Below are 24,467 nucleotides of genomic sequence, written 5' to 3' on the forward strand. Positions count from 1 at the left end.
CCAGCCACAATATCTGCCCCTAAACCGGCCCTGCAAGAGAAGCCCGTGGCTGAAAAAGGGGAAAAGAGAGGCTGGTTCGCTCGTATTAAGTCAGGGTTAGGCAAAACCCGCGCCAACCTAACTGACGGTATTGCCGATCTGTTTTTAGGCAAAAAGCAGATTGATGATGAGCTGCTGGAAGACCTTGAGACCCAGCTGCTGATGGCGGATGTAGGCATTGAAGCCACTAGCGAGATTATTGAGCGCCTTGAAGCGCGCGTTTCGCGCAAAGAACTGAATAACCCAGAAGCGCTTTATCGCGGGTTGCAAGAAGAGTTGGCGTTGATGCTGGCGCCGGTAGCGACGCCGCTAAGTTTTGAAAAAGAGAGTGAAGGGCCTTTTGTAATTCTTGTGGTAGGGGTTAACGGCGTAGGTAAAACAACGACTATCGGCAAGCTGACCCAGCGTTTTCAACGTGAGGGTAAAAGCGTCATGCTCGCTGCAGGCGACACCTTCCGCGCAGCGGCGGTTGAACAGCTTAAGGTGTGGGGTGAGCGTAACAACGCGCCGGTAATTGCGCAGCATACGGGTGCTGATAGCGCTTCAGTGATTTACGACGCGGTGGCGGCTGCTAAATCACGTGGCGTGGATGTGCTGATTGCCGACACAGCAGGACGGCTGCACAACAAGAGTCATCTGATGGAAGAACTGAAAAAAGTTCATCGGGTCATGCAGAAGCTGGATAGCACCGCTCCTCATGAGGTGATGTTGGTGCTGGATGCGGGGACAGGGCAGAACGCCATTTCCCAGGCCAGCACATTTAATGACGCCGTGCCGATCAGTGGCATTACGCTGACCAAGCTGGACGGTACCGCCAAGGGCGGGATTATTTTCGCATTGGCGAAGCAGCTAAAAACACCGATTCGCTTTATTGGTGTAGGCGAAGGTCTGGATGATCTCCGCCCCTTTGAGGCAGATGACTTTGTTAACGCGCTGTTTGATCGGCAAGGGGATGATGGCCGCGCATGATCGCTTTTGAACATGTGGGTAAGCGCTATGGAGGGCGCTTTGATGCGCTGGCACACCTCAACTTTCGCGTTGCAAGAGGCGAAATGGTGTTCCTGACGGGGCATTCTGGTGCTGGTAAAAGTTCGTTGCTGCGACTAATTATGCGCCTCGAAAAGCCTAGCCGTGGCCGGGTAGTGGTGGCTGGGCACGACATTGCCGAGCTCCACGCCAGCCAAGTGCCGTTTTATCGTCGGCAAATTGGCGTGGTGTTTCAAGATCACCAATTGCTGTTTGATCGCAGTGTGTTCCGCAATGTATCTCTGCCGCTAGAAATCCAGGGGGTAGAGCCGCGTGAAACGGCGCGGCGCGTTCGTGCAGCACTGGATAAGGTCGGGCTTTTACACCGCGAAAAAGCGCTGCCAGTAGAGCTTTCCGGTGGTGAGCAGCAGCGAGTGGGCATTGCGCGCGCAGTGGTTAATAAGCCAGCTCTGCTGCTTGCTGATGAACCTACCGGTAACTTAGACCCACAGCTTTCTGCCGATATTATGGCGCTGTTTGAAGACTTCAATCGTATTGGCACCACCGTGATGATTGCCAGTCACGACTTAGCGCTGATTGCGCGACTACGTCACCGCATTTTGCGTTTGCAAGATGGTCGTCTGGTGGCAGATGAGGGGGCCGTATGAAACGTGCCGCGACACCCCGTCCTATAGGCGCAGCGCCCAAAGGTAAGCGACAATCGGCCAGAGCTCCCAGTGAGCCACACGCCGAGCGGCGTGGCGCACGTTCACAGCAAACACGTTTTAGCAGCCGCTTACGCGCCTGGGGACGCCATCATCGTGCAATGGCACTGGATAGCCTTTATCGCTTGGTACGCCATCCTGTGGGTAATTTGCTAACCATGCTGGCCATCGCCATTGCGTTAGTCTTGCCTGCGGCGCTTTGGTTAACCTTGGATAGCGCTAAGCTGTTAGACGCAGAACTGGATGAGAGTGCAACCCTCACCGTTTATTTGGAAACGACCGTAGATGCTGCACAGTCCGTTCGCATTGAGGAGGCTGTCATCGCGGACGAAGGTGTCGAAACGACCCGCATTATCAGTGCCGAGCAAGGTATGGTTGAGTTTCAGCAGTCCCTTGGTATTGAAGATACCCTGGCAGGGCTGGAAGATAATCCACTGCCGGCCAGTATTGTGATTTATCCACAGAGCGTTGAACCTGCAGCTATGGCACAACTGGCACAGCGCTTGGAGGAGTTCTCTGGGGTAGACGAGGTGCGCGTGGATTTGGCGTGGGTAGAGCGTTTACGTCATTTGGCGGATCTTGGGCGACGGGTGGCGCTCGCGCTTGGGGTGTTGTTCGGCTGTGGTGTGCTGCTAGTGGTGGGCAACACTATCCGTCTTTCGGTTGAGAGCCGACGACGAGAAATCGAAGTAGTGATGCTCATTGGCGCGACCCATGCCTTTGTCCGTCGACCCTTCCTCTATAGTGGGGCTTGGTACGGCGTGGGGGGCGGTCTGCTGGCGCTGGGATTGCTGGCATTTGGCAACCACTGGCTGTCGATGCCTGTTGCCGCCTTGGCGGCAAGCTACGGAGCGAACTTTGTGTTGCCGCAGTTAGATGTGACAGGCTCTACAATTCTGCTATCTTGCAGTACACTACTGGGCTGGCTGGGAGCTTGGTTGGCTGTTACACGCCATCTCTCTAGCATACGCCCGCGTTGATTATGTTTGTTATGCGGTCAGTAGCGGGAATTTCCACCCCGTTTTGTGTCTTATGCAGTGAATGCATCGGTCATTTGAACCTTATGCTTAGGCTAAGGTCTTAGAGTTAACGGAACACCAACCACGATAGGTTTTAAGGGAGACCACCTGCACATGAGCACTAGTCTTCTACCGGTGGGTCAGCTTTCTCCAGGTCACGATCTGGGCGGCTATATTCAAGCGGTTAACGGCATCCCCGTACTAAGCGTTGATGAAGAGCGTGAGCTTGCATTCCGCCTCCACGATGAAGGTGACTTGGAAGCAGCGCGCCGTTTGGTGCTATCGCACCTGCGTTTTGTTGTGCATATTGCTCGTAGTTACTCGGGTTATGGTCTGCCACAGGCTGACCTGATTCAAGAAGGTAACGTCGGTCTGATGAAAGCCGTTAAGCGTTTCGACCCTAATCAGGGCGTTCGCTTGGTATCATTTGCCGTGCATTGGATCAAAGCGGAAATTCACGAGTTTGTGCTGCGCAATTGGCGTATTGTCAAAATTGCAACCACCAAAGCTCAGCGCAAGCTGTTTTTTAACCTGCGTAGCGCCAAAAAACGCTTAGCTTGGCTAAACAACGATGAAGTTAACGCGATTGCGGAAGACCTCAACGTAAAGCCAGAAGTAGTGCGCGATATGGAAGGACGTCTGTCGGCTTACGATGCGGGTTTTGATGCGTCTCCTAGCGACGACGAAGAGAGCACCTATCAAGCGCCGGCGTATTTTTTAGATGACGCTTCCGCTGATCCGGCAACGCTGCTGGAAGACAGCAACTTTGAGGAAGATTCAACGCGTCGCTTACAGCTAGCCTTGAAAGGCCTTGATGAGCGTTCGCGGGATATCTTGCAGCGTCGCTGGCTCACTGACAACAAAGCGACACTGCACGATCTGGCCGATGTTTATGGCGTCAGCGCTGAGCGCATTCGCCAGCTCGAAAAGAATGCGATGAAAAAACTGCGCCAAAAAATGGGCGAAGCTATCGCTGCTTAATCACGTACACATATTGGTTAAGCATAAGATAAACGCCCCGAAGGCTCTGCCTTCGGGGCGTTTTTATTGGGCGTGCATGTTGTGTCACCGCTACCTAAGCTGGTTGTACGGCTGCTCGTAACAGCTGGCTAGACAGCAGCGCCCATTGGTCTTCCCAGTACTCGGTCGGCAAGCGCTTGAAATCACTGCGCACATACTGAGAAATACGCCCTTCAGCCTGAGCGATCAGCAGGTTGGCTGCTGCTGAAGCGGATATGCTGGTGCGTAGCCCTTCGCGCAGCTCAGCTTCCCGCAGTATCTGTTTTAACTGGGTTTCCAAGCGTTCAAACAGTTGGTGAACGCGCTGGCGCAGCCGGGCCGTTTCGCCAGTAAGTACATCGCCTCCCAGTACCCTGGCAAGCCCAGGGTTCTTTTCGGCAAAGCCGAGAAGTAAGGCCAAGATGGTGCCGCATCGAGACGCCGCATCGGGGATATCTTCTAGGATGCGGGTAATACGCGCAAAGATGCTTTCTTCAATGAAGTCGATCAGCCCCTCAAACATGCGCGCTTTGCTGGGGAAATGCCGGTACAGCGCTGCTTCTGAGACGCCAACCTGGCGGGCAAGCGCAGCGGTTGTAATGCGCTTGCCGCTATCCTCTTCCAGCATAACGGCTAACGCTTGCAGGATTTGCTCGCGGCGGCGAGGTTTTTGTTCGTCACTCATGACGTTAGCCCTCCGTCGCGGTTAACCTGCGTCAGTAATCAGGGTGCCTACCCCAGCATTGGTAAAGATTTCCAGCAAGACCGCATGAGGAACGCGGCCGTCGATAATGTGGGCGCTGTTAACGCCGCCTTTTACTGCATCTAGTGCACAACGTATTTTTGGCAACATGCCACCATAAATCGTGCCGTCGGCGATTAAGGCGTCAACTTGAGCAGTGCTTAGTCCAGTTAATACCTCTCCCTCACTGTTCATCAGGCCCGCGACGTTGGTCAATAGCATCAGTTTTTCAGCGTTGAGTGCCTCGGCCAGTTTGCCTGCCACCAAGTCGGCGTTGATGTTATAGCTGTGGCCTTCACCGTCAACGCCGATAGGTGCTATTACCGGAATGAAGTCTCTGGCGGCGAGCATCTCAATGAGGTCGGTGGAGATAGACTCCACTTCACCTACGTGGCCAATGTCGATAATTTCCGGTGCGGTCATCTCAGGACTTTGGTGCTCTACTTTTAGTTGGCGGGCGCGAATTTGCGCGCCATCTTTGCCGGTTAAACCAATGGCTTTGCCGCCGCTTTGATTGATTAGATTAACAATGCTTTTATTGACTAAGCCCCCTAGGACCATCTCCACGACGTCCATGGTTTGAGAGTCGGTCACTCGCATGCCGTTCACAAAGCGAGATTCGATATTCAGTTTTTCTAGCAGGCTGCCAATTTGTGGCCCGCCCCCATGGACGACAACCGGGTTAATACCGACCTCTTTCATTAGCACGATGTTACGCGCGAATGAATCGATCAAGGTGTCTTCAGTCATGGCGTTGCCGCCATATTTAACGACGACCGTTTTGCCCGAAAACTGCTGGATGTAGGGGAGGGCTTCAGACAATACCTCCACAACGACCTGGGGGTCGCGGCTAGTTGAACTCATGACGTTGTCCCTTTTGATTTTTTCCGTCGCTACTTTTTTATCGCGACCGTTATTACAGCGCGAGCATTGGCTTTTCCATGCGGCGTGTTGTCTAGCATTCTTATTGTGTCGCGCATTCGATTGGCACAATCACTTTTCTTCTGTTCACCCTGTCGTATCTATCCACGTTATTGAGGTTCAGGAATCATCAGCGTTGGTGAAATTTTCTCCAGCGCATTGGCAAAGCGCTGTTTTATTCGGCTAAGTGCCGCGGCATCGCTACCCTCAAAGCGCAGTACTAGCGCAGGAGTGGTGTTAGAGGCTCGGCACAGTCCCCAGCCATCGGCATAGTCCATGCGAATGCCATCAATCGTGGTTTTGATACCTTCGCCGAAGTCACCCTCTCTAGCAAGCTTCTTGATAAGCGGAAATTTTTCTTCATCAGCGACCGCGATATTAATTTCAGGCGTGCTGATATCTTGTGGAAATTGATCAAACAGTTCATCAGCACTGCCGGGGTGGCGGGCTAGAATTTCAAGCAAGCGGGCCGCGGCGTAGATGCCGTCGTCAAAGCCATACCAGCGCTCCTTGAAGAAAATATGCCCGCTCATTTCACCGCCCAGTTCAGCGCCGGTTTCCCGCATGCGTGCCTTGATTAGTGAATGCCCGGTGCGCCACATTTCAGGCTCGCCGCCAGCGTCGCTAATAACTCGCGCCAGGTTACCCGTGCATTTGATGTCGAAGATCACCTTGGCACCGGGGGTGCGTGACAGCATATCAGCTGCAAATACCATCAGGAGGTGGTCAGGGTAGATCATACGGCCACTTGGCGTGACAACGCCTAAACGGTCGCCGTCGCCGTCGAAAGCCAAGCCAATATCGGCACCTGTTTCCTTAACGCTGTGGATCAAGTCGCGTAGGTTTTCAGGTTTGCCTGGGTCGGGGTGGTGGTTCGGGAAGTGCCCATCAATGTCGGCAAATAATGGGGTGGTTTTTACCCCCAGGCGCTCAATAAGCTGCGGGCCCAACTCTCCGGCGACCCCGTTGCCACAATCCACAACTGCGCTCAGTGGGCGCTCGATATGGATGTCGTTAATAATTCTTTCAAGATACGCCGTGCGTAGGTCATGCTGGCGAACGCTGCCTTGGCCGCTGGTTAGGTCGTTTGCTTGGATGCGCTCATAGAGGGCGGTAATAGCATCACCGGAGAGCGTTTCACCCGCTAAGACGATTTTGAAGCCGTTGTAGTCAGGTGGATTGTGACTGCCGGTTAGCATTACCCCAGAGCAGCTTTCAGGCAGTGTGTGTGTGGCGAAATAAAGCACGGGGGTAGGCACCATGCCGATGTCTATAACGTCTCGTCCTGAGGCTGTTAGGCCGCGAATCAGCGCTGCTTGCAGATGTGGCCCGGAAAGTCGTCCATCACGGGCAACAATGACCGTTTGCTCGCCTCGAGCGGCGGCTTCAGAACCAATGGCTCGGCCAATGAGTTCGGTGGTGGCCTCGCTCAGCGTATCGCCCACAATGCCGCGAATGTCGTAAGCACGAAATATCGACGCAGGTACGTTCATTGTCGCTCCTAGATATGCGCTAAAACAGCGCTTGGCTTATTGGCTGCCTGTGCTGCCAAAACCACCGCTGCCGCGAGTGGAGTCTTCAAAGGCATCGACAATGGTAAGTTCCGCTTGCACGACAGGAACAACGACATACTGAGCGAGACGCTCAAAGGGCGATAACGTAAAGCTGCTTTGACCACGGTTCCAAACGGATACCATCAGTTCGCCCTGGTAATCAGAGTCGATGAGACCGACGAGGTTGCCCAGCACGATACCGTGCTTATGACCTAGACCGGAGCGAGGCAAGATCATGCCTGCCAAGCTAGGATCTTCTATGTAAATGGCAAGGCCTGTTCGCACTAACTGGCAGTCACCAGGTGCAAGCACCAGTGGTTCATCTAGCAGTGCTCGCAAATCCATCCCCGCTGAGCCTGTTGTTGCATAAGAGGGAAGGTAGTCGTGCAGGCGTTCATCCAATACTTTGCACTGCAGGCGTGGGCGAGAACCGCTCATGATAATTCTCCGGAGGATTGAGAGGGTGGTTGAGAAGGCAGTAATGATAGTGCGTGACGAATAATTAGCGCGGCTAGCTGGGTTTTAGGCTGAAGCGGGGCTTCCTGTTGATGGGTTCCCGTCGCAGAGCGCCACAGCAGCAGAGCGGCATTGTTATCGCTGCCAAAACCGAGCCCCTGCTGGGAAACGTCGTTGGCCACAATCATATCTAACCCCTTGCGGGTCAATTTGTCTTCCGCATAGCGAGCGACATCCTGAGTCTCGGCGGCGAAGCCCACCACAAAAGGGCGTTGGTCAGTAGGCAGCGCGGAAACATCGGCAATAATGTCAGGATTCTTGACCAGCGTAAGCGTTAGCGTATCGCTGTCGTCGGTTTTTTTGATTTTGTGCTCAGCAGCGCTGGCAGCGCGGTAGTCAGCGACCGCAGCACAGCCAATAAATAGGCCAGCATGGGGGGCGAGTGTTAACGCTTCGTGATGCATTTGTGCAGCGCTTTCCACATCGATGCGCTCAACGCCGAGAGGAGTGGGGAGATTAACTGGGCCGCTTATCAGGGTTACTCGTGCTCCCTGAGCCGCAGCTTCAGCGGCTAGTGCGTAACCCATTTTCCCTGAACTGTGGTTGGATAGATAGCGCACGGGATCCAGCGCCTCGCGGGTGGGACCCGCAGTAATCACTACGTGCGGCGCAGAAGCTGGCGCTGGTAATTTTGCAGCAGAAGCAAAATGCTGTGCTAAGAAATCAACAATAACCTCGGGTTCGCTCATTCGCCCAGGACCGATGTCGCCACACGCTTGGTCACCTGCTGCTGGCCCGATCAGCAGCCAGCCATCGTTGGCTAGCTGAGAGACGTTGCGTTGGGTTGCAGGGTGTCGCCACATGGCCTGATTCATGGCCGGTGCAATCAACTTGGGTGCTTCACAGGCTAGGCACAGAGTGGTTAGCAAGTCGTCAGCCATGCCATGTACCAATCGGGCGATCAAATCAGCCGTTGCTGGGGCAATCAATACGGCATCTGCCCAGCGGGCTAGCTCAATATGCCCCATACCAGCCTCTGCTTCAGGATCAAGCAACGAGGTGCGTACCAGCTCCCCTGAAAGTGCCTGAAGCGTTAACGGCGTAATAAACGCTTGAGCACCCTCGGTCATTACCACGCGAACCTCACAGCCAGCTTGCTTGAGTAACCGAACAATCAGCGCGCTTTTATAAGCCGCAATGCCGGCGCTAATGCCAAGCAGCAGGCGCTTTCCAGCAAGTGGCGTTAGCGGGGATGGCGATAATAAGGCCATGATGGGTAGTCCCATGTAGCGTTTGTTAAAGGTGAGTACCATACCATTTGACGGGTTATTTTGGCATGCTCAAGCAGCAGTTGGAAAAGCCAGTTTGGGTGGGCGCAGTAGCAAATGCTGATGGTGCTATCAGGGGTGGGCAAGGAGGCGGCGATGGGGATTAATCACTGGCCGGAAGGTGAGCGGCCACGCGAGAAGTTATTGAATATGGGAGTGCAGACGCTTTCAGACGCCGAGCTACTGGCCATTTTTTTGCGAGTAGGCGTGCAGGGGCGCTCTGCGGTGGATCTGGCACGGGACCTGTTGGCCAGTTTTGGTGGTTTGAGGCAGCTTTTGGAGGCGGATCAGGATCAGTTTTGTGCGGCTCGAGGGCTTGGTAGTGCGAAATTTGCCCAGCTTCAAGCGACCCTGGAGCTTTCTAGACGTCATTTGGCGAGCCAGCTTGCCCGTGGCAATGCGCTCACATCGCCGTCGCTTGTGCGTCATTACTTAAGCTCCCAGCTTCGTCATCTGGGTCATGAAGAGTTTGCCGTGCTTTTTTTAGATACACAGCATCGAATTATTCGCTATGAATCCCTATTTCGCGGTACCCTAGATAGCGCATCCGTTTACCCCCGCGAAGTAGCCAAGCGTGCGCTTGAATTACACGCTGGTGCTGTCATCCTGGCTCACAACCACCCATCGGGTGTTGCTGAACCAAGCGATGCTGATCGACGTATTACTGAACGTCTAAAAGATGCCCTTGCACTCTTCGATGTGCGAGTGCTTGATCATTTCGTGGTGGGGGACGGTAACGTGGTTTCGTTTGCCGAGCGCGGTTGGCTATAGCAATTAATGAAAAGGGTGCGACGACAAAATCTCGTCGTTTACCTAAGTAAATTGTCCAAAAGATGCCTTTTTTGGCATTTTGGGGCGTTTTTGCTTGCTGGTAGCCGGGTGCTCTGGTATAAAGTGCCACCTTTAAACTTGGGTTGAATAACGGATTTGGGTACAGCTAGGCAGTTCACTGCGTCGACTCCCTCCCTGCTCCGGTTTGCCCGACAGTTTTGAACAACTCGCCAAGCGGTTGGAGGCTCTCATGTCCAAAGTATGTCAGGTTACCGGCAAGCGTCCGGTAACTGGTAATAACGTTTCTCACTCCCAGCGTAAGACACGTCGTCGTTTCTTGCCGAACCTGCACACCCATCGTTTTTGGGTTGAATCTGAAAACCGCTTCGTCAAGCTGCGCGTTTCCTCTAAAGGAATGCGTATCATCGACAAGAAAGGTATCGAAACGGTTCTGGCTGATATCCGCAAACGCGGCGACGCCATCTAAGCTAGCATTTTGGGAGAGTTAAACCATGCGCGATAAGATCAAGCTGGTGTCTAGTGCCGGTACAGGCCACTTCTACACCACTGATAAGAACAAGCGGAATACACCGGATAAGTTCGAATTCAAGAAATACGACCCGGTCGTCCGTAAGCACGTTATCTACAAGGAAGCTAAGATCAAGTAATTGCGATTACAATGATCGGCTTTCACCGCAGGCGAGCGCCTGTTGAAAAACCCGGCCCTAAGCCGGGTTTTTGCATGCCCGGTATTTAGCCGCTTACTTTGTAGGTTGGCGGTATCTGTCCCTACGCTTCGGCACCGCTTAGGCGACAGAGTGGTTGTCACGGTGCTGTCATCATAGACTTTCATCATGCCCGAATTGCCTGAAGTTGAAACGACGCGACGCGGCATTGCCCCCTATTTAGAAGGGCAAGAGATTACCGAGGTGCTGGTGCGCCAGACTCGGTTGCGCGTGCCGGTGCCCGAAGATCTAGCCGAGCGGCTAGTAGGAGCTCGGGTTGGCGTATTAAAGCGCCGCGCTAAGTACCTCCAAATTCCCGTGGCGACTTTCGAAGGTGAGGCCACGCTGTTGTGGCATCTAGGCATGTCGGGCAGCCTAAGGATTGCAAACGTCGGCGATTTGCCTAAAAAGCATGATCATGTTGACGTGGTGACGGCCAAGGGGCATGTGCTGCGCTACCATGACCCGCGCCGCTTTGGTTTTGTTGACTGGCAGCAGGGCGATGGCAGTTTGGATACGCGCCTTGCGCACCTTGGTCCTGAGCCGTTGGATGACTCGTTTAACGGTCGCTGGCTCTATAACGCATCGCGTAATAAACGCGTTGCGGTAAAGCCTTTTTTAATGGATAACCGCGTGGTGGTCGGTGCAGGTAATATTTACGCTGCCGAAGCGCTATTTATGGCGGGTATTGATCCCCGACGTGCCGCTGGGAAAATTTCCCTGGCCCGTTATCAGCAGCTAGCCGAGGCGGTTAAAGAGGTGCTGGCGGCAGCGATTACCCAAGGTGGCACGACGCTGCGGGATTTTGTCAGTGGGCAGGGCGAGCCAGGTTACTTTGCCCAGCAGCTGAATGTATATGGGCGCCATGGGCAGCCTTGTCTGCGCTGTGGCGTTGAGCTGCGTCGTATTACTCTAGGCCAGCGGGCCAGCGTGTTTTGCCCTGGTTGCCAGCGTTAGCGGCCGCTCTTTGATATTAACTGTTTTGCCTATGCTTTCAGAGTCTATGTGCTTTGTAAGATTGCTCTTTTGGAGATTGTTGTGACTCAACGCCTGCGCCTGAATAAAAATGCCGATCGCCGCCTGAAAGCGGGCCATCTGTGGATCTACTCCAATGAGGTAGATATCAAAGAGACGCCACTAAAAAACTTTGCTGCTGGTGAGCCTGCGTTAGTTGAGGCTTCCAATGGCAAGACCCTTGGCGTCGCCTACATTAATCCGCACTCGCTGATTTGTGGTCGGGTAATGTCGCGTGACCCAGAAATGCGTCTAGATCGCTCGTTATTCGTACACCGCTTCAACCAAGCGCTAGCGCTGCGTGAGCGTCTGTTCGATAAACCTTTTTACCGTTTGATTCACGGTGAAGGCGACCTGTTACCGGGCTTGGTGATTGACCGCTTCGGCGATGTGCTGGTGGTACAGCTGAATACCGCAGGTATGCAAGCGTTGGCGGAAGATATTGTCGATGCGCTGGAAAAAGTCGTTAAGCCCAGTGCCATCGTGTTCCGCAATGATACGGGCGGCCGTCGCCAGGAAGGTCTAGAAGCCCACGTCGAAGTGGTAAAGGGTACTCTTCCTGATGAGGTTCTGCTGGAAGAGAATGGGGTTACCTTTGCCGTGCCTGTGCTGAATGGCCAAAAGACAGGGTGGTTCTACGACCATCGCGTCAATCGCGCATGGCTGAACAGCCAAGTGGCGGGTAAGCGCGTGCTGGATGTATTCAGTTACGTGGGCGGTTGGGGTGTTCAGGCGGCTGCGAGCGGTGCCTCAGAAGTGTTGTGTGTCGATGCTTCTGCCCCAGCGCTGGATCAGGTGGCACGCAATGCTGAGCTAAATGGTGTGCAGGAGCAAGTAGCGGTAGCCGAAGGCGATGCCTTTGAAGCGTTAGCAGCATTGAAAGCTGACGGCGAGCAGTTCGATGTGATTATTCTTGATCCGCCTGCGTTTATCAAAAAGCGCAAGGATATCCCTAATGGTGAGCGCGCTTACGCACGACTAAACCGTGAAGCGATGCGGCTATTGGGCCGCGATGGCTTGCTGTTGTCGGCCTCGTGTTCTATGCACCTCGCGCCTGAGCGTTTGGTGGATGTGGTTCGTGGTGCCGTTCGCCATCAAGACCGTCATGGCCAGGTGATTTTTCAGGGGCATCAGGGCTCCGATCACCCCGTTCATCCGGCTATCCCGGAAACCTCGTATCTGAAGGCACTGGGCGTGCGGGTATTCCGCGACTAAGCCAAGGACGCTGCTTGACGAACATTGGCAAGACAAAAAAATAGCATCAAGGAGTAACCACAAGGAGTTGCATTATGGAGTGGGCACTACCAGATCCTTTTGTGATCAACCTTCAGGTGACGCCGGAGGCCATTGACGCTTACCGGCATGTCAATAACAGCGAGTATTTACGCTGGGTTGAGCAGATCAGTTGGGCCCACTCTGAAGCCTTGGGGCTATCCCTTGAGCGCTATCAGTCCCTTGACCGTGCCATGGTCGTCCATCGGCATGAGTTGGACTATCTGGCTCCCGCCTTTGTCGATGATAAGTTGCAACTGGCGACGTGGATTGTTGCCTGCGATGGCCGTTTTAGTTTGACCCGCCGGTTTCAGCTTAAGCGTGCGGAGAATGGCAAAACACTGCTAAATGCCCGCACCAGGTTTGCCTGTGTGGCGCTTAGCAGTGGGCGGCCCACGCGGCTGCCTGATGAGTACCAGCGCATTTACGGTGGTGCGGTGGTGGCGGAGTAGCTAATGCTGAAATGCCGTCGATTTTTTTGCTGATTTTCGTTAAACGCTAGATTATTCTCCCAAAAAACGCCTTAGCCGGCGTTTTTTTTGTTTTTCTTGCTTGGGGTGGTGGTTAGTGCCAGCTGTGCTGTAATTTGCTTAATAGCGCTTATTGATGGCCTGGCTCTAACGGCTAGGTGGTAAAGATAGGTAGTAAAGATGAGGCTCTGACGATTTAGCAGTTGAGATTTAGCACTAACAATCAATAGAGAAGGAAAACGCTAATGAAAATCGCCGTCCCAAAAGAGATCAAAAACCATGAGTATCGGGTGGCACTCACTCCGACAGGCGCGCGGGAGCTAGTAGGGCGTGGCCACTCGGTAAGCGTGCAGGCAGCTGCAGGAGAAGGAGCCGGATTTAGTGACAGTGACTATGAAGCCGCAGGCGCCCAGGTGGAAGCTAATGTAGATGCGTTGTGGCAAAACGCCGAGCTGATTCTCAAGGTAAAAGAGCCTCAGGCCGAAGAAGTGGCGCGTCTAACCGCCAGCCAAACGCTGTTTACCTATTTGCACTTGGCCGCTGAGGAAAAATTAACCCAAGGGCTGATGGCCAGCGGTGCTACCTGCATTGCCTATGAAACCATCATCGATGCAAAAGGTGGGCTACCGCTGCTCGCACCGATGAGCACGGTCGCTGGGCGCATGGCCGTTCAAGCGGGCGCGCATAGTCTGGAAAAAGCCCAGGGTGGCTCCGGCGTGCTATTGCCCGGTGTGCCAGGCGTTGCGCCGGGTAAAGTTACCGTGATTGGTGGTGGTGTGGTCGGCGAAAACGCCGCCCGTATGGCGTTAGGGTTGGGGGCCGAGGTGACCATTCTGGACAAGTCGATTGCTCGTTTAGAGGTGCTGGACGACCGTTACCAGGGGCGCATCAAAACTGTCTACTCAACGGCGGACGCCCTTGATCAGGCAGCTAAAGAGTCCGATATGATCATTGGCGCCGTACTTATCCCCGGAGCCGCCGCTCCCAAGTTGATTACCCGTGCCATGCTGGCCGATATGAAGCCGGGCAGTGTATTGGTAGACGTAGCCATTGATCAGGGCGGCTGCTTTGAAACCAGCAAGCCTACGACGCATGCCGAGCCGACCTATATTGTGGATGGCATCGTTCATTACTGTGTGGCCAATATGCCTGGCGCGGTAGCGCGGACATCTACTTTGGGTCTTACCAATGCCACCTTGCCGTTTGTACTGGCGCTGGCTGATAAAGGCTGGCAACAGGCGCTTAAAGACGACCCACACTTCCTGACCGGGCTCAACGTCCATAATGGTCAAGTGACTTATCAGGCTGTTGCCGATGCTTTTGGACTCAAGAGCATCGACCCAGCGAGTGCAGTGGCATGATAATCGGTACGTCAATTAGTAGTAGGTGATACTACTGTTACCCGGGTGGTGCTGCTAGTGGTGGTGCTAATAGTGAGGAGGCACTTCGTCTTCTGGGCGGGTATCACCCTGTGAGTCACCCGCCTGGAGCGCCTGATACTGCTCGCGCAAGCGGTCACGCATCAGCGTGCTCAGTTGCTCCAGCTTTTCTAGCCGACGCTCTTGCTGAGCAACCGCTTGGTCAAGGGTGTCTAGCCAATGCTCTTGGTAAGCCAGTCGACTCTCTAAAGATTCAAGAAGTTGAGTTAGCTCTGCAGGCGATAATTCGTTTGTCATGATAACATCGTGACCTTGTGTAGTATGCTCGGTACTGTTAGGAATGGGCCTAGTTGGCCGAGTATTGTCCTTCGTCTGTTACCCATACAACAAGAGAGCTTTTATCATCTATGAATCCAAAAGTTGTTTTTCGCTGTTTCTTCATCAGTGTTTTACTTGCCGCCCCCACGCCACTTCTTCTGGCGGGGATTGTTCATTTAACGAATGCACCGCTTGCTGAGCAGTGGCTGGCTGAGCTTGCCATCAGCGGGGTAAGTGGTGTGTATATTGCCGCTGCTCTGGGATGTTTTATTGCGTTATTTATAGGTACTTTAGCCGCTGCTGCTCTGGCGCCGCCTATGGTAGTGAAAGCTGATGTTTCTCGAACTAAATCTGCGCCGCGTCAGCCTCAAACGGTACCTGAAGTGGAAGATGATGAAGAGGAAGATATCATCGACCCCAATGATGGTCGCGAAGAGGGCGAAGTAAAGTGGTTTAACACCAATAAAGGTTACGGCTTTATTACCCGGGATAATGGCGAGGATGTGTTTGTTCACTTTCGTGCTATTCGTGGTCGTGGCCCGCGTATGCTTGCTGAAGGACAGATTGTTCGCTATCACGTGATTAAGAATGACCGTGGCCTTCAGGCAGACGACGTTAGTATTATTGAGTAGCTTCGATTGAATCGCTTTTATTGAATCGCGCTAGCATCCCAACTGCTGAAAAACAAGACCCCGCTAAGCGGGGTTTTGTGCGTTTAACGGCCTGAATCAGGCCATTCAATGGCTTTTTCCTGTCCCCCTGGCAATACCTGCCAGAAGCGGTCAGGGTCATCGCCGGGGTGCCAGCCACCTAGCGAGCAGCGAACCTCAGTCTGTAAAGCTTCGGCGGCGTGCTGAGCGCACTCTTGGTCGGTGTGCCACGGGGTGTGGTGGCTATCAAACCACAAGCTGGCAAAACCATCGGCCGCTTTGTCCACCAATAGTACGGGTACAGCTTCACCTTGATGGTGGCCGCGAGTCTTCCATTTGCCCTTGCCGGCTGGGCTAAGGGGCGGTGCATCGAGAGCTTCGCTTAGCCACGCATTGAGCTTATCTATCGCTACGCTGGCAAGGTATACCTCGATATCCGGAAACCGCTCCATCATACGCTCACCTCGTCGTCCGTTAACAAGGCTTGAAGCGTTGCCTCATAAATGCGGCTTAGTTCATCCAAGTCACTGGCGCGCACGCGCTCATTCACTTTATGAATAGTGTCGTTAAGCGGACCAAGCTCGACCACTTGGGCGCCAAGTGTGGCGATGAAGCGACCATCCGAGGTACCGCCGCTGGTCGAAAGTGCAGGGCGCTCGCCGGTAACGGCTTCTACACCGCGAATGGCAGCATCGACTAATTCGCCTTCTGCGGTCAGGAATGGTTCGCCGTTGAGCGTCCAATCAATATGGTACTCAAGGCCATGCTTATCCAAAATCGACTCGGTGCGGCTTCTTAGCATCTCGTGGGTAACTTCCGTGGAATAGCGGAAGTTAAACACGACTTCTACTTCACCTGGAATGACGTTAGTGGCCCCGGTGCCCGCGCGAAAATTAGATATCTGGAAGCTGGTGGCAGGGAAAAAGTCATTGCCTGCGTCCCAGTGCTCGTTAACCAACGCATCCAGTGCGGGCATCGCTTGGTGAATAGGGTTGCGCGCAAGGTGTGGGTAGGCCACATGACCCTGAATCCCTTTGAGATGTAGAACGCCGCCCAATGACCCGCGGCGTCCGTTTTTAATCATATCGCCCAGTCGTGAGGTCGACGAGGGTTCACCGACAATGCAGTAGTCCAAGCGCTCGTTGCGTTCGCGTAAATGCTCAACCACTGCGCTGGTGCCATCGATGGCTGGGCCTTCCTCATCGGATGTGATTAAAAACGCTATCCGGCCATCGTGCTCTGGATGAGTAGCCACAAAGCGCTCAACAGCAGTGAGCATCGCCGCTAGGCTGCCCTTCATATCTGCTGCGCCTCGCCCACAGAGCATGCCGTGCTCATCAATACACGGCTCAAACGGTGGGAATTCCCAGTTCGTGTGGGGGCCGCTGGGCACAACGTCGGTGTGGCCAGCAAAGGCCAATACGGGGCCATGATGGCCTCTTATTGCCCAGAAGTTTTTGACATCGCCAAACGGTAGTTGCTCGATATGAAAACCGAGCGCCGTTAAGCGCTCGATCATGAGTTCCTGGCAGCCTTCGTCATCCGGCGTTACTGACGCCCGGCTAAGTAGCTCAAACGCGAGCTGCAACGTGGGCGACAGCGTTTCAGGCTCAGTTATGGGCATGCAGTGCCTCGTTCAGCGCAATGGCGCTTTTATTCGTCAGGCACTCAATACGGCCATTTTGTGAATTGCGACGCAGTAATAAGTCATCTTGGCCTGCTAACTCGCGTGCTGCCACGGTGTTAACTTCTTGTTTCTGATCGTCGAGCAGGGTAACTTTCGAACCCGCGGTAATATACAAGCCCGCTTCTACGGTGCAGCGGTCACCTAGCGGAATACCGATGCCTGCATTAGCGCCAATCAGGCAGCCTTCGCCTACCTTGATAATGATATTGCCGCCGCCAGAAAGTGTTCCCATGGTGGAGCAGCCGCCGCCCAGGTCGGAGCCTTTGCCGACCATGACGCCAGCAGAAATGCGCCCTTCAATCATGCCGGGGCCTTCAGTACCTGCGTTGAAGTTGACGAAGCCTTCATGCATTACCGTGGTGCCTTCACCCAGGTAAGCGCCCAGGCGCACGCGAGCAGTGTCGCCAATGCGGATGCCGGTGGGTACCACGTAATCGGTCATTTTGGGGAATTTATCGACGCAGTCGACTGACAGCGCGCGACCCGCTAAACGCGCTTTAAGACGGCGGGCGGGCAGCTCTTCGATATCAATCGCGCCTTCGTTGGTCCAGGCGATGTTGCGCAGCAGGCCAAACATTCCCGTCAGATCCAAGCCATGGGGCTTCACTAAGCGGTGAGAGAGCAAGTGCAGCTTTAAGTAAACTTCAGGAACGGTTTGCGGTGCCTGATCGCTTTCTAAAAACATCGCGACCAGGGGGCGATGACTGGCGGCGAATGATTCGGCGAGTGCTGCCTGCTCAGAGTGGCCAGCAGCTTCCAACGCTTTGGCCAAGCGCGTGCAATCTTCGGGCAGGAAGCTGATTGCCGTATTGCCAGCGGGGGCGTCTAACGCCTCTTTGGCTGCGGCTACCAAGCTGTCTGCAGGATTAAACAGGGGTGCTGGGTAGTAGATTTCTAACCAGTTGCCCTGGGTGTTTTGGGTGCCGATTCCAAGCGCGAAGCTCAGCATAACGCGTCTTCCTTTAAAGTTTTGAATAACAATCAGTTGTTAGGATTCAGTGGCGTGTTAGCCGCTGAGAGAGTCGTAATCGCCGTCGCGGTAGCCCACTAAAATAGTATCGTCATCAACTTCTAGCAGTGGCCTTTTGAGCAGCGTGGGCTGTTCAAGCACTAGCCTGCGGGCAGACGTAGCATCCAGGCTGTCTTTTTCTTCCTGGGGTAAGTCACGCCATGTTTTGCTGCGCTTATTAAGCGCTTCTAATAGCGGTACGCGCTCAAGAATGTGCTCAAGTAAGCCGGCTGAAAGACCATCTTTACGCAGATCATGGGTCTTGAAAGGGATACCTTTCTCTTCAAGTACGTTGCGTGCTTTGCGGCAGGTGTCGCATGTGTTGATGATATAGAGTGTCAGCATATAACCTCCTTAAACAAGTCTACGGTGTCTAGCCGCGCTCAAGCAGTTGACGAAGTCGCTCAGCTGCTTCGAGGGTGGGCGCAAGCTCCGCCACTAATGCTAAACGTAGTCGACCCGAGCCGGGGTTATGGCCATTTTCCCCTGGGCGACCCATGAGGCTGCCAGGTAACACGCTGACGTGTTGCTCACTAAATAGCCGCTGAGTAAAGGCGATGTCATCGCCGTCGGGCACTGCTGGCCACAGGTAAAAGCTCGCTTCCGGCGTAGGGAAGTCCATTACGGGTGCCAGAACGTTGGTGACAGCGCTAAATTTTTCGCGGTAAGCGTCCCGGTTGGCACGTACGTGGGTTTCATCCTGCCAAGCGGCGATAGAGGCGTGCTGAAGCGGCAGCGACATTGCACAGCCGTGATAGGTGCGGTAGCGCTTAAACGGCGCGAGAAGGTTCGCGTCACCTGCTATAAAGCCGGAGCGTAGCCCGGGTAGGTTAGAGCGCTTAGATAGCGAATGAAACACTACGCAGCGTTGATAATCGTCGCGTCCAAGCTCTGCACAGGCTTGCAGCAGGCCGGGAGGGGGCGTGCTTTCATCCAGGTATAGCTCTGAGTAGCACTCATCGGAGGCGATGATAAAGTCGTGTTCATCGGCCAGTGCGATGAGCTCCTTGAATTCAGAAAGTGGCGTGACGGCCCCTGTGGGGTTGCCAGGTGAGCAAATGAATACCATTTGTACATCGCGCCAGGTTGCCGCGCTCACGGCCGAAAAATCAGGGCGAAAACCGTTGTCAGCCGTGCAATCCAAATAGAGCGGCTCGCCACCTGCCAGTAGTGTGGCCCCTTCATAAATTTGGTAGAAGGGATTAGGGACAGCCACCTTAGCGGGGCGCTGGCGATCCAAGGCGGCTTGCACAAAGGCAAAAATTGCTTCGCGGGTGCCGTTAACGGGGAGTACTTGCTGTTCGGCATCTAGCCCGGCAAGCGAAAAGCGTTGGATTGCCCAGTGGGCAATGGTTTCGCGTAGGGCGGGTAGGCCGTTGGTTGCCGGGTAGCGAGCCATCTCTAATTGATGGGCAACCAGCGCCTCTAACGCCCCTGCGTAAGGGGCGTGTTGAGGCTCCCCAATAGTGAGGGGAATATGTTCAAGCCCCACCGGTGGCACAAGCGCTGCCTTTAGGGCGGCTAGCTTTTCAAACGGATAGGGGTGCAGAAGGTTTAGATCAGGATTCATGGCATGTCCGTTGATAGCCTAAAGGCGGTGCTGGATGTCTGTAAAAACGGCCAACTAAACCGCCGATTATAGGCAACCCCTGGTGCCACCTCAAACTTAACCACCAAGGCGTCGCTCATTTAAGCGCTTACACGCCTAATACTTCGATAAGCCGTTCGCGAAGCTGCTGTTGCCGTTCTGGATCAGTGAGCGGCTCGCCCGCTTTCGTGGTGATAAAGAAAACGTCTTCAACCCGTTCCCCCAGCGTGGCAATTTTCGCAGCCGATAAGGCAATATCCTGTTCCATAAAAATACGCCCGACACGAGCCAGCAGACCAGGGCGGTCTGGGGCAGTTAGCTCTAGCAGCGTACGTTCGTTGGCTGGGTCCTGCTCAATGACCACCTCGGTGGGTACTTTGAAGTGCTTAAGCTGGCGCGGTGTGTGGCGCGTGACGATCTCTGGATAGTCATCCGGATCGTCCAGCTCTTCGACGAGGTGCCGACGCATCTCCTCAATGTGCTCAGGGTCACGGATAGGCTGGCCGTAATGATCTAGCACAATAAACGTATTTAGCGTCCAGTCGTTGTGCGAGGTGGCGATGCGGGCGTCATGGATAGATAGACCAAGCTGCTCCATGGCGGCGGCGGTCGCGGCAAATAGGTCGTCTACCGAGCGGGTATGGATAAAGACCTTGGTGCCGCCTTCGGCCATATCGGCGGTGGGTGCGCTAATTAAGACCAGCGGCAAAACAGACGGCTGGTGAGCAAGAATACCTTGGGTCTGCCAGACAATTTCGCTGGGTGCGTACTGAAGGAAATAGTCTTCGCCGAGGGACTCCCACAGTTGATCAATCTGAGCGCTGTCTACGCCGACTGTTTGCAGTAACGAGCGGGCTTCAGTACGGGTTTCGCGCACCCAGTCATCTCGGTCAGGCGGGTTTTTTAGCCCTCGTCTCAGTGCCCGCTTGGTTTCAGCATGAAGCTGGCGCAACAGCGACGCACGCCAGCCGTTCCACAGGGTGGGGTTGGTCGCATTGATATCGGCAACGGTGAGCACGTAGAGATAGTCTAAGCGGATCTCGTCGCGCACCGTTAGGGCGAAGTCGCGAATCACGTCGGGATCACTAATGTCGCGCTTCTGGGCGGTCATAGACATCAATAGGTGATGCTCCACCAGCCAGCGCAGTAAGTTAGTGTCGTGTTGGGAGACGTGGTGACGATGACAGAATTGCTCAACATCACGCGCACCAATCTCAGAATGATCGCCGCCGCGGCCCTTGCCAACATCGTGAAACAGCCCGGCAATCCACAGTAGATCCATTTTAGGCAGTTGATGAATCAGCGTGGCTGCGACGGGAAAGTCATCTTTGGCATCCGGTTTGCGAAAGCCGTGTAAAAACTTCAGTAAGCGCAGGGTGTGGGCGTCTACCGTGTAAATGTGGAATAGGTCGTGTTGCATCAACCCGACCGCGCGACCAAATTCTGGCAGATACTTGCCTAAGATGCCGTAACGGTTCATGCGCCTTAGCTGGCGAGGGACATTGCCGGGAGCCCGCAAAATGGACATGAATAGCCGCTGATGGCGAGGGTCTTCGCGGTAGTGGTCATCAATTTGATGGCGATGATCGCGGATCAGGCGAATGGTGTCGGCGCGTACCCCTTCTATTTCCGGGTGCTTTGCCATCAGCAGAAACAGTTCCAGCATGGCCGCCGGTCGCTCACGAAACAGATTACGTGAGCGCGCTTGGATGTAGCCGCCTTTGGTTTCGAAGCGCTCGTTCAGCTTAACGGTTTCCAAAGCTTCTTTGCCGCGTAGGATAACCTCATCAAAGTGCTGTAACAGCATGTCGTTAAGCCCGGCCAAGGCGGTTACATGCCGATAGTAGCGCTTCATGAACTGTTCAACTGCTAAGCGCTCAGGGGTATCCCTAAAGCCAAACATTTCGGCAATGGTACGTTGGTGATCAAACAGCAATCGATCTTCGGCGCGGCCTGTTAGCATGTGCAGGGCATAACGCACCTGCCATAAAAAGGCTTGGCCCTGGCTTAGAATGCGCAGTTCGGCATCATTCATAAAGCCATTCGCGACAATGTCAGCATAGTGCTCAGTGTCGAAATGGCGTTTAGCTACCCAGCCAATCATTTGAATATCACGTAGGCCGCCAGGGGAGCTTTTTAGGTTTGGCTCTAGGTGGTATTCCGAGTTGTTGTAGCGATAGTGGCGGGCAATTTGTTCTTGCCACTTGGCTTCGAAAAAACGGTCAGCAGGCCAAATATGCTCGGCGCTCAGGCGTTCACGCATCTTTTGGCGAAGATGTTCGGGGCCAGCAATGAGTCGCGATTCCAAGAGGTTGGTCATCACGGTGACATCAGCTTCAGCTTCCCGCTCGCAGTCATTAAGCGAGCGCACGCTATGGCCGATCTCAAGACCGATATCCCATAAGAAGGTAATGAAAGCGCTTAACGACTCGCGATAAGGGGTGTCATCATCATGCGCCAGTAGCAGCAGGAGGTCGATGTCTGAGTGCGGATGTAGCTCGCCTCGGCCGTAACCACCCACTGCCACCAGGGCAACGCCATCGTCAGGCCAGTCGTGCTGCGCCCAGGCGATGGCTAGCAGCTGATCCAGATACCACGCTCGCCCGCGGACTAGGTCGCGTATATCAGCCCCGGAACGAAACTGCTCATCCAGCTTGGCTTGTAGCTCCCGAAGCGCCGCTTTAAACGGCGCAATAGGAGAGCGTGATCCGGCGAGTTCGGTGCGAAACATAGCGAGATCGTACAGCGTGGTGTCCGGCTCGAACCGGTAGTGATGAAGAAGCATCAGCGATTTAGAAAACTGAAGTCTTCGTCGCTGCGTGCAGTCAGCACGTCAACACCGGTTTCTGTGACCAGCAACGTGTGCTCCCACTGGGCAGATAAGCTTCGATCCTTAGTGACCGCTGTCCAACCATCGCGTAGCACCTTGGTTTTATAGCCGCCTACGTTAATCATTGGTTCGATAGTAAAACACATGCCAGCTTCCAGCGGGATGTCGGCATCGGGTGCATAGCCATCATAGTGAAGAAACTGCGGATCTTCGTGGAAATCGGCGCCGATGCCGTGGCCGCAGAAGTCGCGCACTACGGAGTAGCCGTGTGCTTCAGCATGTTGCTGGATAACGCGGGCAAGTTCCGAAAGGTGTACGCCTGGCTTTACTAGCTCAATGCTTTTGTACAAGCACTCTTGAGTGATACGGCATAAGCGCTCGCCCTGGATTGTATCGCCGATGACGAACATCACGCTGGAATCACCGTGGTAGCCGTCAGTTGTTTTGACGGTGATATCCAAATTCATGATATCGCCGTTCTTCAATTTTTTGGCATCATCAGGAATGCCATGGCAGACCACGTGATTGATTGATGTACAGGTTGCTTTCGGAAAACCGTGGTAGTTCAGCGGGGCAGGTGTAGAGCCCAAATTGTTAACAATAAAATCGTGGCACAGGCGATCAATTTCACCCGTAGAGATCCCCGCCTTGATGTGGGGGGTGATCATTTCAATGACGCTGGCGGCTTGGCGCCCGGCTTCACGCATTTTCTCGATTTCAGAAGGCGTCTTGATAGGAACGTTCATGAATTCTCGATGTGGGTTCTAAAGTAAGTGGTGAACGGCAATGGTGAGCGGTAAATTAAGACCGTTACATGCGCTGTGACTTCATCTTGGTAATGATCTATGGTATAAAGCCGCGCGCTTTCCTGCAATCGCCATCCGATGCTTCTTTGTCGGTTGGTCATCTGCAGAAAGGCTATTTAAACGTAATGCAGAAATCTGTGTTACTAAACAGCAAGCCTTGAAAACACACATGCACCGGCACATGGTCCCGGGTGCCGCTGGCAGCGTCTGACGATGCCACTGGTCGGATCCATGGGGTGCGTGGAGGCCTAACCCGAGTTTCAGGAGTTTTATCATGTCTCACGTTAATATGCGTGACCTGCTGAAAGCAGGTGCTCACTTCGGTCACCAAACCAAGTACTGGAATCCGAAGATGGGTAAATTCATCTTCGGCGCGCGCAACAAGATTCATATCATCAACCTCGAGCACACTTTGCCGGCGCTGAACGAAGCGATCGACGTGGTTGAGAAGATGGCGGCATCCAACAACAAAATTTTGTTTGTTGGCACCAAGCGCAGCGCTAGCAAGATCATCAAAGAAGAAGCAAACCGCGTTAACCAGCCGTTCGTCAACCATCGCTGGTTGGGTGGTATGCTGACTAACTTCAAGACCATTCGTCAGTCCATCAAGCGTCTGCGTGATCTTGAAACCATGCGCGAAGACGGCACGTTCGAGAAGCTGACCAAGAAAGAAGTCTTGATGGCAACTCGCGAGCAAGAGAAGCTTGAGCGTTCTATCGGCGGTATCAAGAACATGGGCGGCCTTCCTGACGCGCTGTTCGTTATCGATGTTGACCACGAGCGCATCGCGATCAACGAAGCCAACAAACTGGGTATCCCGGTTATTGGTGTGGTAGATACCAACTCAAACCCAGATGGCGTTGATTACGTTATCCCGGGTAACGACGACTCCATCCGCGCTATTCAGATCTACGTGAAAGCAATTGCTGACGCGTGTGGTCGTGCAAAAGAAGGTCGTCCGGAAGAGTTTGTTGAAGTGACTGAAGAAGCCGCTTCTGCCGACACTGACGCTGCTGCCGAGTAACGGTTGCAGTGGTGCGGCGGCCAGATAAGCCGCATCATGTTTAAGAGGGGGCCTTATGCCCCCTTTTTCCCGCTTTGAGTTCGCTCAAGTGGGCCGATTATGCCGGACGCTTAATGCCGGCGAATGCTCTACAAAGTGATACGCAACGGTCATCTACCGAGCCTATACTCTGTAGC

At 54.1% G+C, this 24,467-nt stretch carries 26 protein-coding genes; 13 read left to right on the forward strand and 13 right to left on the reverse strand.

All coding sequences use genetic code 11. The features are described from left to right. From ftsY to rpoH, 4 genes are all read left to right on the forward strand, one after another. Positions 1–1,008 (forward strand): signal recognition particle-docking protein FtsY (ftsY, locus tag INT21_RS13690; protein WP_193068767.1); only part of this gene is annotated, 1,008 nt, incomplete at its 5' end. Next, positions 1,005–1,673, forward strand: coding sequence for a cell division ATP-binding protein FtsE (ftsE, locus tag INT21_RS13695; RefSeq protein WP_038481059.1), 669 nt, complete (start codon positions 1,005–1,007; stop codon positions 1,671–1,673). The genes ftsY and ftsE, both read left to right, overlap by 4 nt. Continuing rightward, a complete protein-coding gene (gene ftsX, locus INT21_RS13700) occupies positions 1,670–2,710 on the forward strand; it encodes a permease-like cell division protein FtsX (RefSeq protein WP_193059989.1) in 1,041 nt (346 codons plus the stop codon). The genes ftsE and ftsX overlap by 4 nt, the downstream gene beginning before the upstream one ends. Positions 2,711–2,863: 153 nt before the next feature. Continuing rightward, complete coding sequence (gene rpoH / locus INT21_RS13705) at positions 2,864–3,730, forward strand: RNA polymerase sigma factor RpoH (protein ID WP_038481065.1); 867 nt, start codon at positions 2,864–2,866, stop codon at positions 3,728–3,730. 94 nt (positions 3,731–3,824) lie between these two features. Here rpoH and slmA read toward each other — a convergent pair whose 3' ends face one another. The 5 genes from slmA to coaBC all read right to left on the reverse strand — a co-directional run bounded on the left by slmA (position 3,825) and on the right by coaBC (position 8,691). Next, positions 3,825–4,433 (reverse strand): nucleoid occlusion factor SlmA, encoded by a 609-nt coding sequence (slmA, locus tag INT21_RS13710; RefSeq protein ID WP_095602789.1) that lies wholly within the window; start codon positions 4,431–4,433, stop codon positions 3,825–3,827. 21 nt (positions 4,434–4,454) lie between these two features. Beyond that, positions 4,455–5,354 carry an acetylglutamate kinase gene (gene argB, locus INT21_RS13715; protein WP_009724121.1) on the reverse strand — a complete coding sequence of 300 codons (900 nt, stop codon included), beginning with the start codon at positions 5,352–5,354 and terminating at the stop codon, positions 4,455–4,457. Between the two features lie 167 nt (positions 5,355–5,521). Then, positions 5,522–6,904, reverse strand: a complete 1,383-nt coding sequence (locus tag INT21_RS13720; protein WP_193085351.1) for a phosphomannomutase/phosphoglucomutase — start codon at positions 6,902–6,904, stop codon at positions 5,522–5,524. Positions 6,905–6,940: 36 nt separating this feature from the next. Beyond that, on the reverse strand, positions 6,941–7,402 hold the full coding sequence (gene dut, locus INT21_RS13725) for a dUTP diphosphatase (RefSeq protein WP_038481077.1): 462 nt from the start codon (positions 7,400–7,402) through the stop codon (positions 6,941–6,943). Next, positions 7,399–8,691 (reverse strand): bifunctional phosphopantothenoylcysteine decarboxylase/phosphopantothenate--cysteine ligase CoaBC, encoded by a 1,293-nt coding sequence (coaBC, locus tag INT21_RS13730; protein ID WP_193059985.1) that lies wholly within the window; start codon positions 8,689–8,691, stop codon positions 7,399–7,401. The genes dut and coaBC overlap by 4 nt, the downstream gene beginning before the upstream one ends. A 153-nt stretch (positions 8,692–8,844) precedes the next feature. Here coaBC and radC point away from each other — a divergent pair, with 153 nt between their 5' ends. The 7 genes from radC to ald all read left to right on the forward strand — a co-directional run bounded on the left by radC (position 8,845) and on the right by ald (position 14,361). Next, positions 8,845–9,519: a RadC family protein gene (gene radC, locus INT21_RS13735; protein WP_193060001.1), complete on the forward strand. Its 675-nt coding sequence runs from the start codon at positions 8,845–8,847 to the stop codon at positions 9,517–9,519. A gap of 250 nt (positions 9,520–9,769) precedes the next feature. Then, on the forward strand, positions 9,770–10,006 hold the full coding sequence (gene rpmB / locus INT21_RS13740) for a 50S ribosomal protein L28 (RefSeq protein WP_038481085.1): 237 nt from the start codon (positions 9,770–9,772) through the stop codon (positions 10,004–10,006). Between the two features lie 25 nt (positions 10,007–10,031). Then, positions 10,032–10,187: a 50S ribosomal protein L33 gene (gene rpmG / locus INT21_RS13745; RefSeq protein ID WP_009098622.1), complete on the forward strand. Its 156-nt coding sequence runs from the start codon at positions 10,032–10,034 to the stop codon at positions 10,185–10,187. Between the two features lie 186 nt (positions 10,188–10,373). Further along, positions 10,374–11,201 carry a bifunctional DNA-formamidopyrimidine glycosylase/DNA-(apurinic or apyrimidinic site) lyase gene (gene mutM / locus INT21_RS13750; protein WP_193059983.1) on the forward strand — a complete coding sequence of 276 codons (828 nt, stop codon included), beginning with the start codon at positions 10,374–10,376 and terminating at the stop codon, positions 11,199–11,201. A gap of 81 nt (positions 11,202–11,282) precedes the next feature. Further along, positions 11,283–12,473, forward strand: a complete 1,191-nt coding sequence (locus tag INT21_RS13755; protein ID WP_193059981.1) for a class I SAM-dependent rRNA methyltransferase — start codon at positions 11,283–11,285, stop codon at positions 12,471–12,473. Positions 12,474–12,547: 74 nt separating this feature from the next. Beyond that, entirely contained in the window at positions 12,548–12,982 is a 435-nt protein-coding gene (locus INT21_RS13760; protein WP_193059979.1) for an acyl-CoA thioesterase, read from the forward strand. Between the two features lie 263 nt (positions 12,983–13,245). Next, positions 13,246–14,361, forward strand: coding sequence for an alanine dehydrogenase (gene ald, locus INT21_RS13765; RefSeq protein ID WP_193085352.1), 1,116 nt, complete (start codon positions 13,246–13,248; stop codon positions 14,359–14,361). 66 nt (positions 14,362–14,427) lie between these two features. On the opposite strand, the gene INT21_RS13770 is transcribed toward ald, so the two are convergent. After that, on the reverse strand, positions 14,428–14,676 hold the full coding sequence (locus tag INT21_RS13770) for a SlyX family protein (RefSeq protein ID WP_038481102.1): 249 nt from the start codon (positions 14,674–14,676) through the stop codon (positions 14,428–14,430). A gap of 110 nt (positions 14,677–14,786) precedes the next feature. Here INT21_RS13770 and INT21_RS20430 point away from each other — a divergent pair, with 110 nt between their 5' ends. Continuing rightward, entirely contained in the window at positions 14,787–15,329 is a 543-nt protein-coding gene (locus INT21_RS20430) for a cold-shock protein (protein ID WP_226924484.1), read from the forward strand. Positions 15,330–15,412: 83 nt separating this feature from the next. Here INT21_RS20430 and INT21_RS13780 read toward each other — a convergent pair whose 3' ends face one another. The 7 genes from INT21_RS13780 to map form a co-directional block, all read right to left on the reverse strand. After that, positions 15,413–15,802 (reverse strand): hypothetical protein, encoded by a 390-nt coding sequence (locus tag INT21_RS13780; protein WP_089039234.1) that lies wholly within the window; start codon positions 15,800–15,802, stop codon positions 15,413–15,415. Continuing rightward, complete coding sequence (dapE, locus tag INT21_RS13785; RefSeq protein ID WP_193059975.1) at positions 15,799–16,971, reverse strand: succinyl-diaminopimelate desuccinylase; 1,173 nt, start codon at positions 16,969–16,971, stop codon at positions 15,799–15,801. Before dapE ends, INT21_RS13780 begins: the two co-directional genes overlap by 4 nt. Further along, positions 16,958–17,983 carry a 2,3,4,5-tetrahydropyridine-2,6-dicarboxylate N-succinyltransferase gene (dapD, locus tag INT21_RS13790; RefSeq protein WP_193059973.1) on the reverse strand — a complete coding sequence of 342 codons (1,026 nt, stop codon included), beginning with the start codon at positions 17,981–17,983 and terminating at the stop codon, positions 16,958–16,960. The genes dapE and dapD overlap by 14 nt, the downstream gene beginning before the upstream one ends. 57 nt (positions 17,984–18,040) lie before the next feature. Beyond that, complete coding sequence (locus INT21_RS13795; protein ID WP_038481117.1) at positions 18,041–18,388, reverse strand: Spx/MgsR family RNA polymerase-binding regulatory protein; 348 nt, start codon at positions 18,386–18,388, stop codon at positions 18,041–18,043. A 28-nt stretch (positions 18,389–18,416) separates the two neighbouring features. After that, positions 18,417–19,613: a succinyldiaminopimelate transaminase gene (dapC, locus tag INT21_RS13800; protein WP_193059971.1), complete on the reverse strand. Its 1,197-nt coding sequence runs from the start codon at positions 19,611–19,613 to the stop codon at positions 18,417–18,419. Between the two features lie 127 nt (positions 19,614–19,740). Further along, positions 19,741–22,416: a [protein-PII] uridylyltransferase gene (locus INT21_RS13805; protein ID WP_193059970.1), complete on the reverse strand. Its 2,676-nt coding sequence runs from the start codon at positions 22,414–22,416 to the stop codon at positions 19,741–19,743. Then, the gene (map, locus tag INT21_RS13810) at positions 22,416–23,207 is read right to left on the reverse strand and encodes a type I methionyl aminopeptidase (protein ID WP_089039230.1); all 792 of its coding nucleotides are present in this window, start codon (positions 23,205–23,207) and stop codon (positions 22,416–22,418) included. The genes INT21_RS13805 and map overlap by 1 nt, the downstream gene beginning before the upstream one ends. A 334-nt stretch (positions 23,208–23,541) precedes the next feature. On the opposite strand from map, the gene rpsB reads away from it, so the two are divergent. Continuing rightward, the gene (gene rpsB / locus INT21_RS13815) at positions 23,542–24,291 is read left to right on the forward strand and encodes a 30S ribosomal protein S2 (protein ID WP_038481130.1); all 750 of its coding nucleotides are present in this window, start codon (positions 23,542–23,544) and stop codon (positions 24,289–24,291) included. Positions 24,292–24,467: the final 176 nt, after the last annotated feature.

The sequence above is a fragment of the Halomonas sp. 3F2F genome (genome assembly GCF_014897805.1).
Lineage (GTDB): Bacteria > Pseudomonadota > Gammaproteobacteria > Pseudomonadales > Halomonadaceae > Vreelandella.

What these genes read in the sequence shown, in the direction of transcription:
- ftsE (WP_038481059.1), top strand. Translation starts at nt 1,005, where the DNA reads ATGATCGCTTTTGAACATGTGGGTAAGCGCTATGGAGGGCGCTTTGAT.
- ftsX (WP_193059989.1), top strand. Translation starts at nt 1,670, where the DNA reads ATGAAACGTGCCGCGACACCCCGTCCTATAGGCGCAGCGCCCAAAGGT.
- rpoH (WP_038481065.1), top strand. Translation starts at nt 2,864, where the DNA reads ATGAGCACTAGTCTTCTACCGGTGGGTCAGCTTTCTCCAGGTCACGAT.
- slmA (WP_095602789.1), bottom strand. Translation starts at nt 4,433, where the DNA reads ATGAGTGACGAACAAAAACCTCGCCGCCGCGAGCAAATCCTGCAAGCG.
- argB (WP_009724121.1), bottom strand. Translation starts at nt 5,354, where the DNA reads ATGAGTTCAACTAGCCGCGACCCCCAGGTCGTTGTGGAGGTATTGTCT.
- INT21_RS13720 (WP_193085351.1), bottom strand. Translation starts at nt 6,904, where the DNA reads ATGAACGTACCTGCGTCGATATTTCGTGCTTACGACATTCGCGGCATT.
- dut (WP_038481077.1), bottom strand. Translation starts at nt 7,402, where the DNA reads ATGAGCGGTTCTCGCCCACGCCTGCAGTGCAAAGTATTGGATGAACGC.
- coaBC (WP_193059985.1), bottom strand. Translation starts at nt 8,691, where the DNA reads ATGGCCTTATTATCGCCATCCCCGCTAACGCCACTTGCTGGAAAGCGC.
- radC (WP_193060001.1), top strand. Translation starts at nt 8,845, where the DNA reads ATGGGGATTAATCACTGGCCGGAAGGTGAGCGGCCACGCGAGAAGTTA.
- rpmB (WP_038481085.1), top strand. Translation starts at nt 9,770, where the DNA reads ATGTCCAAAGTATGTCAGGTTACCGGCAAGCGTCCGGTAACTGGTAAT.
- rpmG (WP_009098622.1), top strand. Translation starts at nt 10,032, where the DNA reads ATGCGCGATAAGATCAAGCTGGTGTCTAGTGCCGGTACAGGCCACTTC.
- mutM (WP_193059983.1), top strand. Translation starts at nt 10,374, where the DNA reads ATGCCCGAATTGCCTGAAGTTGAAACGACGCGACGCGGCATTGCCCCC.
- INT21_RS13760 (WP_193059979.1), top strand. Translation starts at nt 12,548, where the DNA reads ATGGAGTGGGCACTACCAGATCCTTTTGTGATCAACCTTCAGGTGACG.
- ald (WP_193085352.1), top strand. Translation starts at nt 13,246, where the DNA reads ATGAAAATCGCCGTCCCAAAAGAGATCAAAAACCATGAGTATCGGGTG.
- INT21_RS13770 (WP_038481102.1), bottom strand. Translation starts at nt 14,676, where the DNA reads ATGACAAACGAATTATCGCCTGCAGAGCTAACTCAACTTCTTGAATCT.
- INT21_RS20430 (WP_226924484.1), top strand. Translation starts at nt 14,787, where the DNA reads ATGAATCCAAAAGTTGTTTTTCGCTGTTTCTTCATCAGTGTTTTACTT.
- INT21_RS13780 (WP_089039234.1), bottom strand. Translation starts at nt 15,802, where the DNA reads ATGATGGAGCGGTTTCCGGATATCGAGGTATACCTTGCCAGCGTAGCG.
- dapE (WP_193059975.1), bottom strand. Translation starts at nt 16,971, where the DNA reads ATGCCCATAACTGAGCCTGAAACGCTGTCGCCCACGTTGCAGCTCGCG.
- dapD (WP_193059973.1), bottom strand. Translation starts at nt 17,983, where the DNA reads ATGCTGAGCTTCGCGCTTGGAATCGGCACCCAAAACACCCAGGGCAAC.
- INT21_RS13795 (WP_038481117.1), bottom strand. Translation starts at nt 18,388, where the DNA reads ATGCTGACACTCTATATCATCAACACATGCGACACCTGCCGCAAAGCA.
- dapC (WP_193059971.1), bottom strand. Translation starts at nt 19,613, where the DNA reads ATGAATCCTGATCTAAACCTTCTGCACCCCTATCCGTTTGAAAAGCTA.
- INT21_RS13805 (WP_193059970.1), bottom strand. Translation starts at nt 22,416, where the DNA reads ATGCTTCTTCATCACTACCGGTTCGAGCCGGACACCACGCTGTACGAT.
- map (WP_089039230.1), bottom strand. Translation starts at nt 23,207, where the DNA reads ATGAACGTTCCTATCAAGACGCCTTCTGAAATCGAGAAAATGCGTGAA.
- rpsB (WP_038481130.1), top strand. Translation starts at nt 23,542, where the DNA reads ATGTCTCACGTTAATATGCGTGACCTGCTGAAAGCAGGTGCTCACTTC.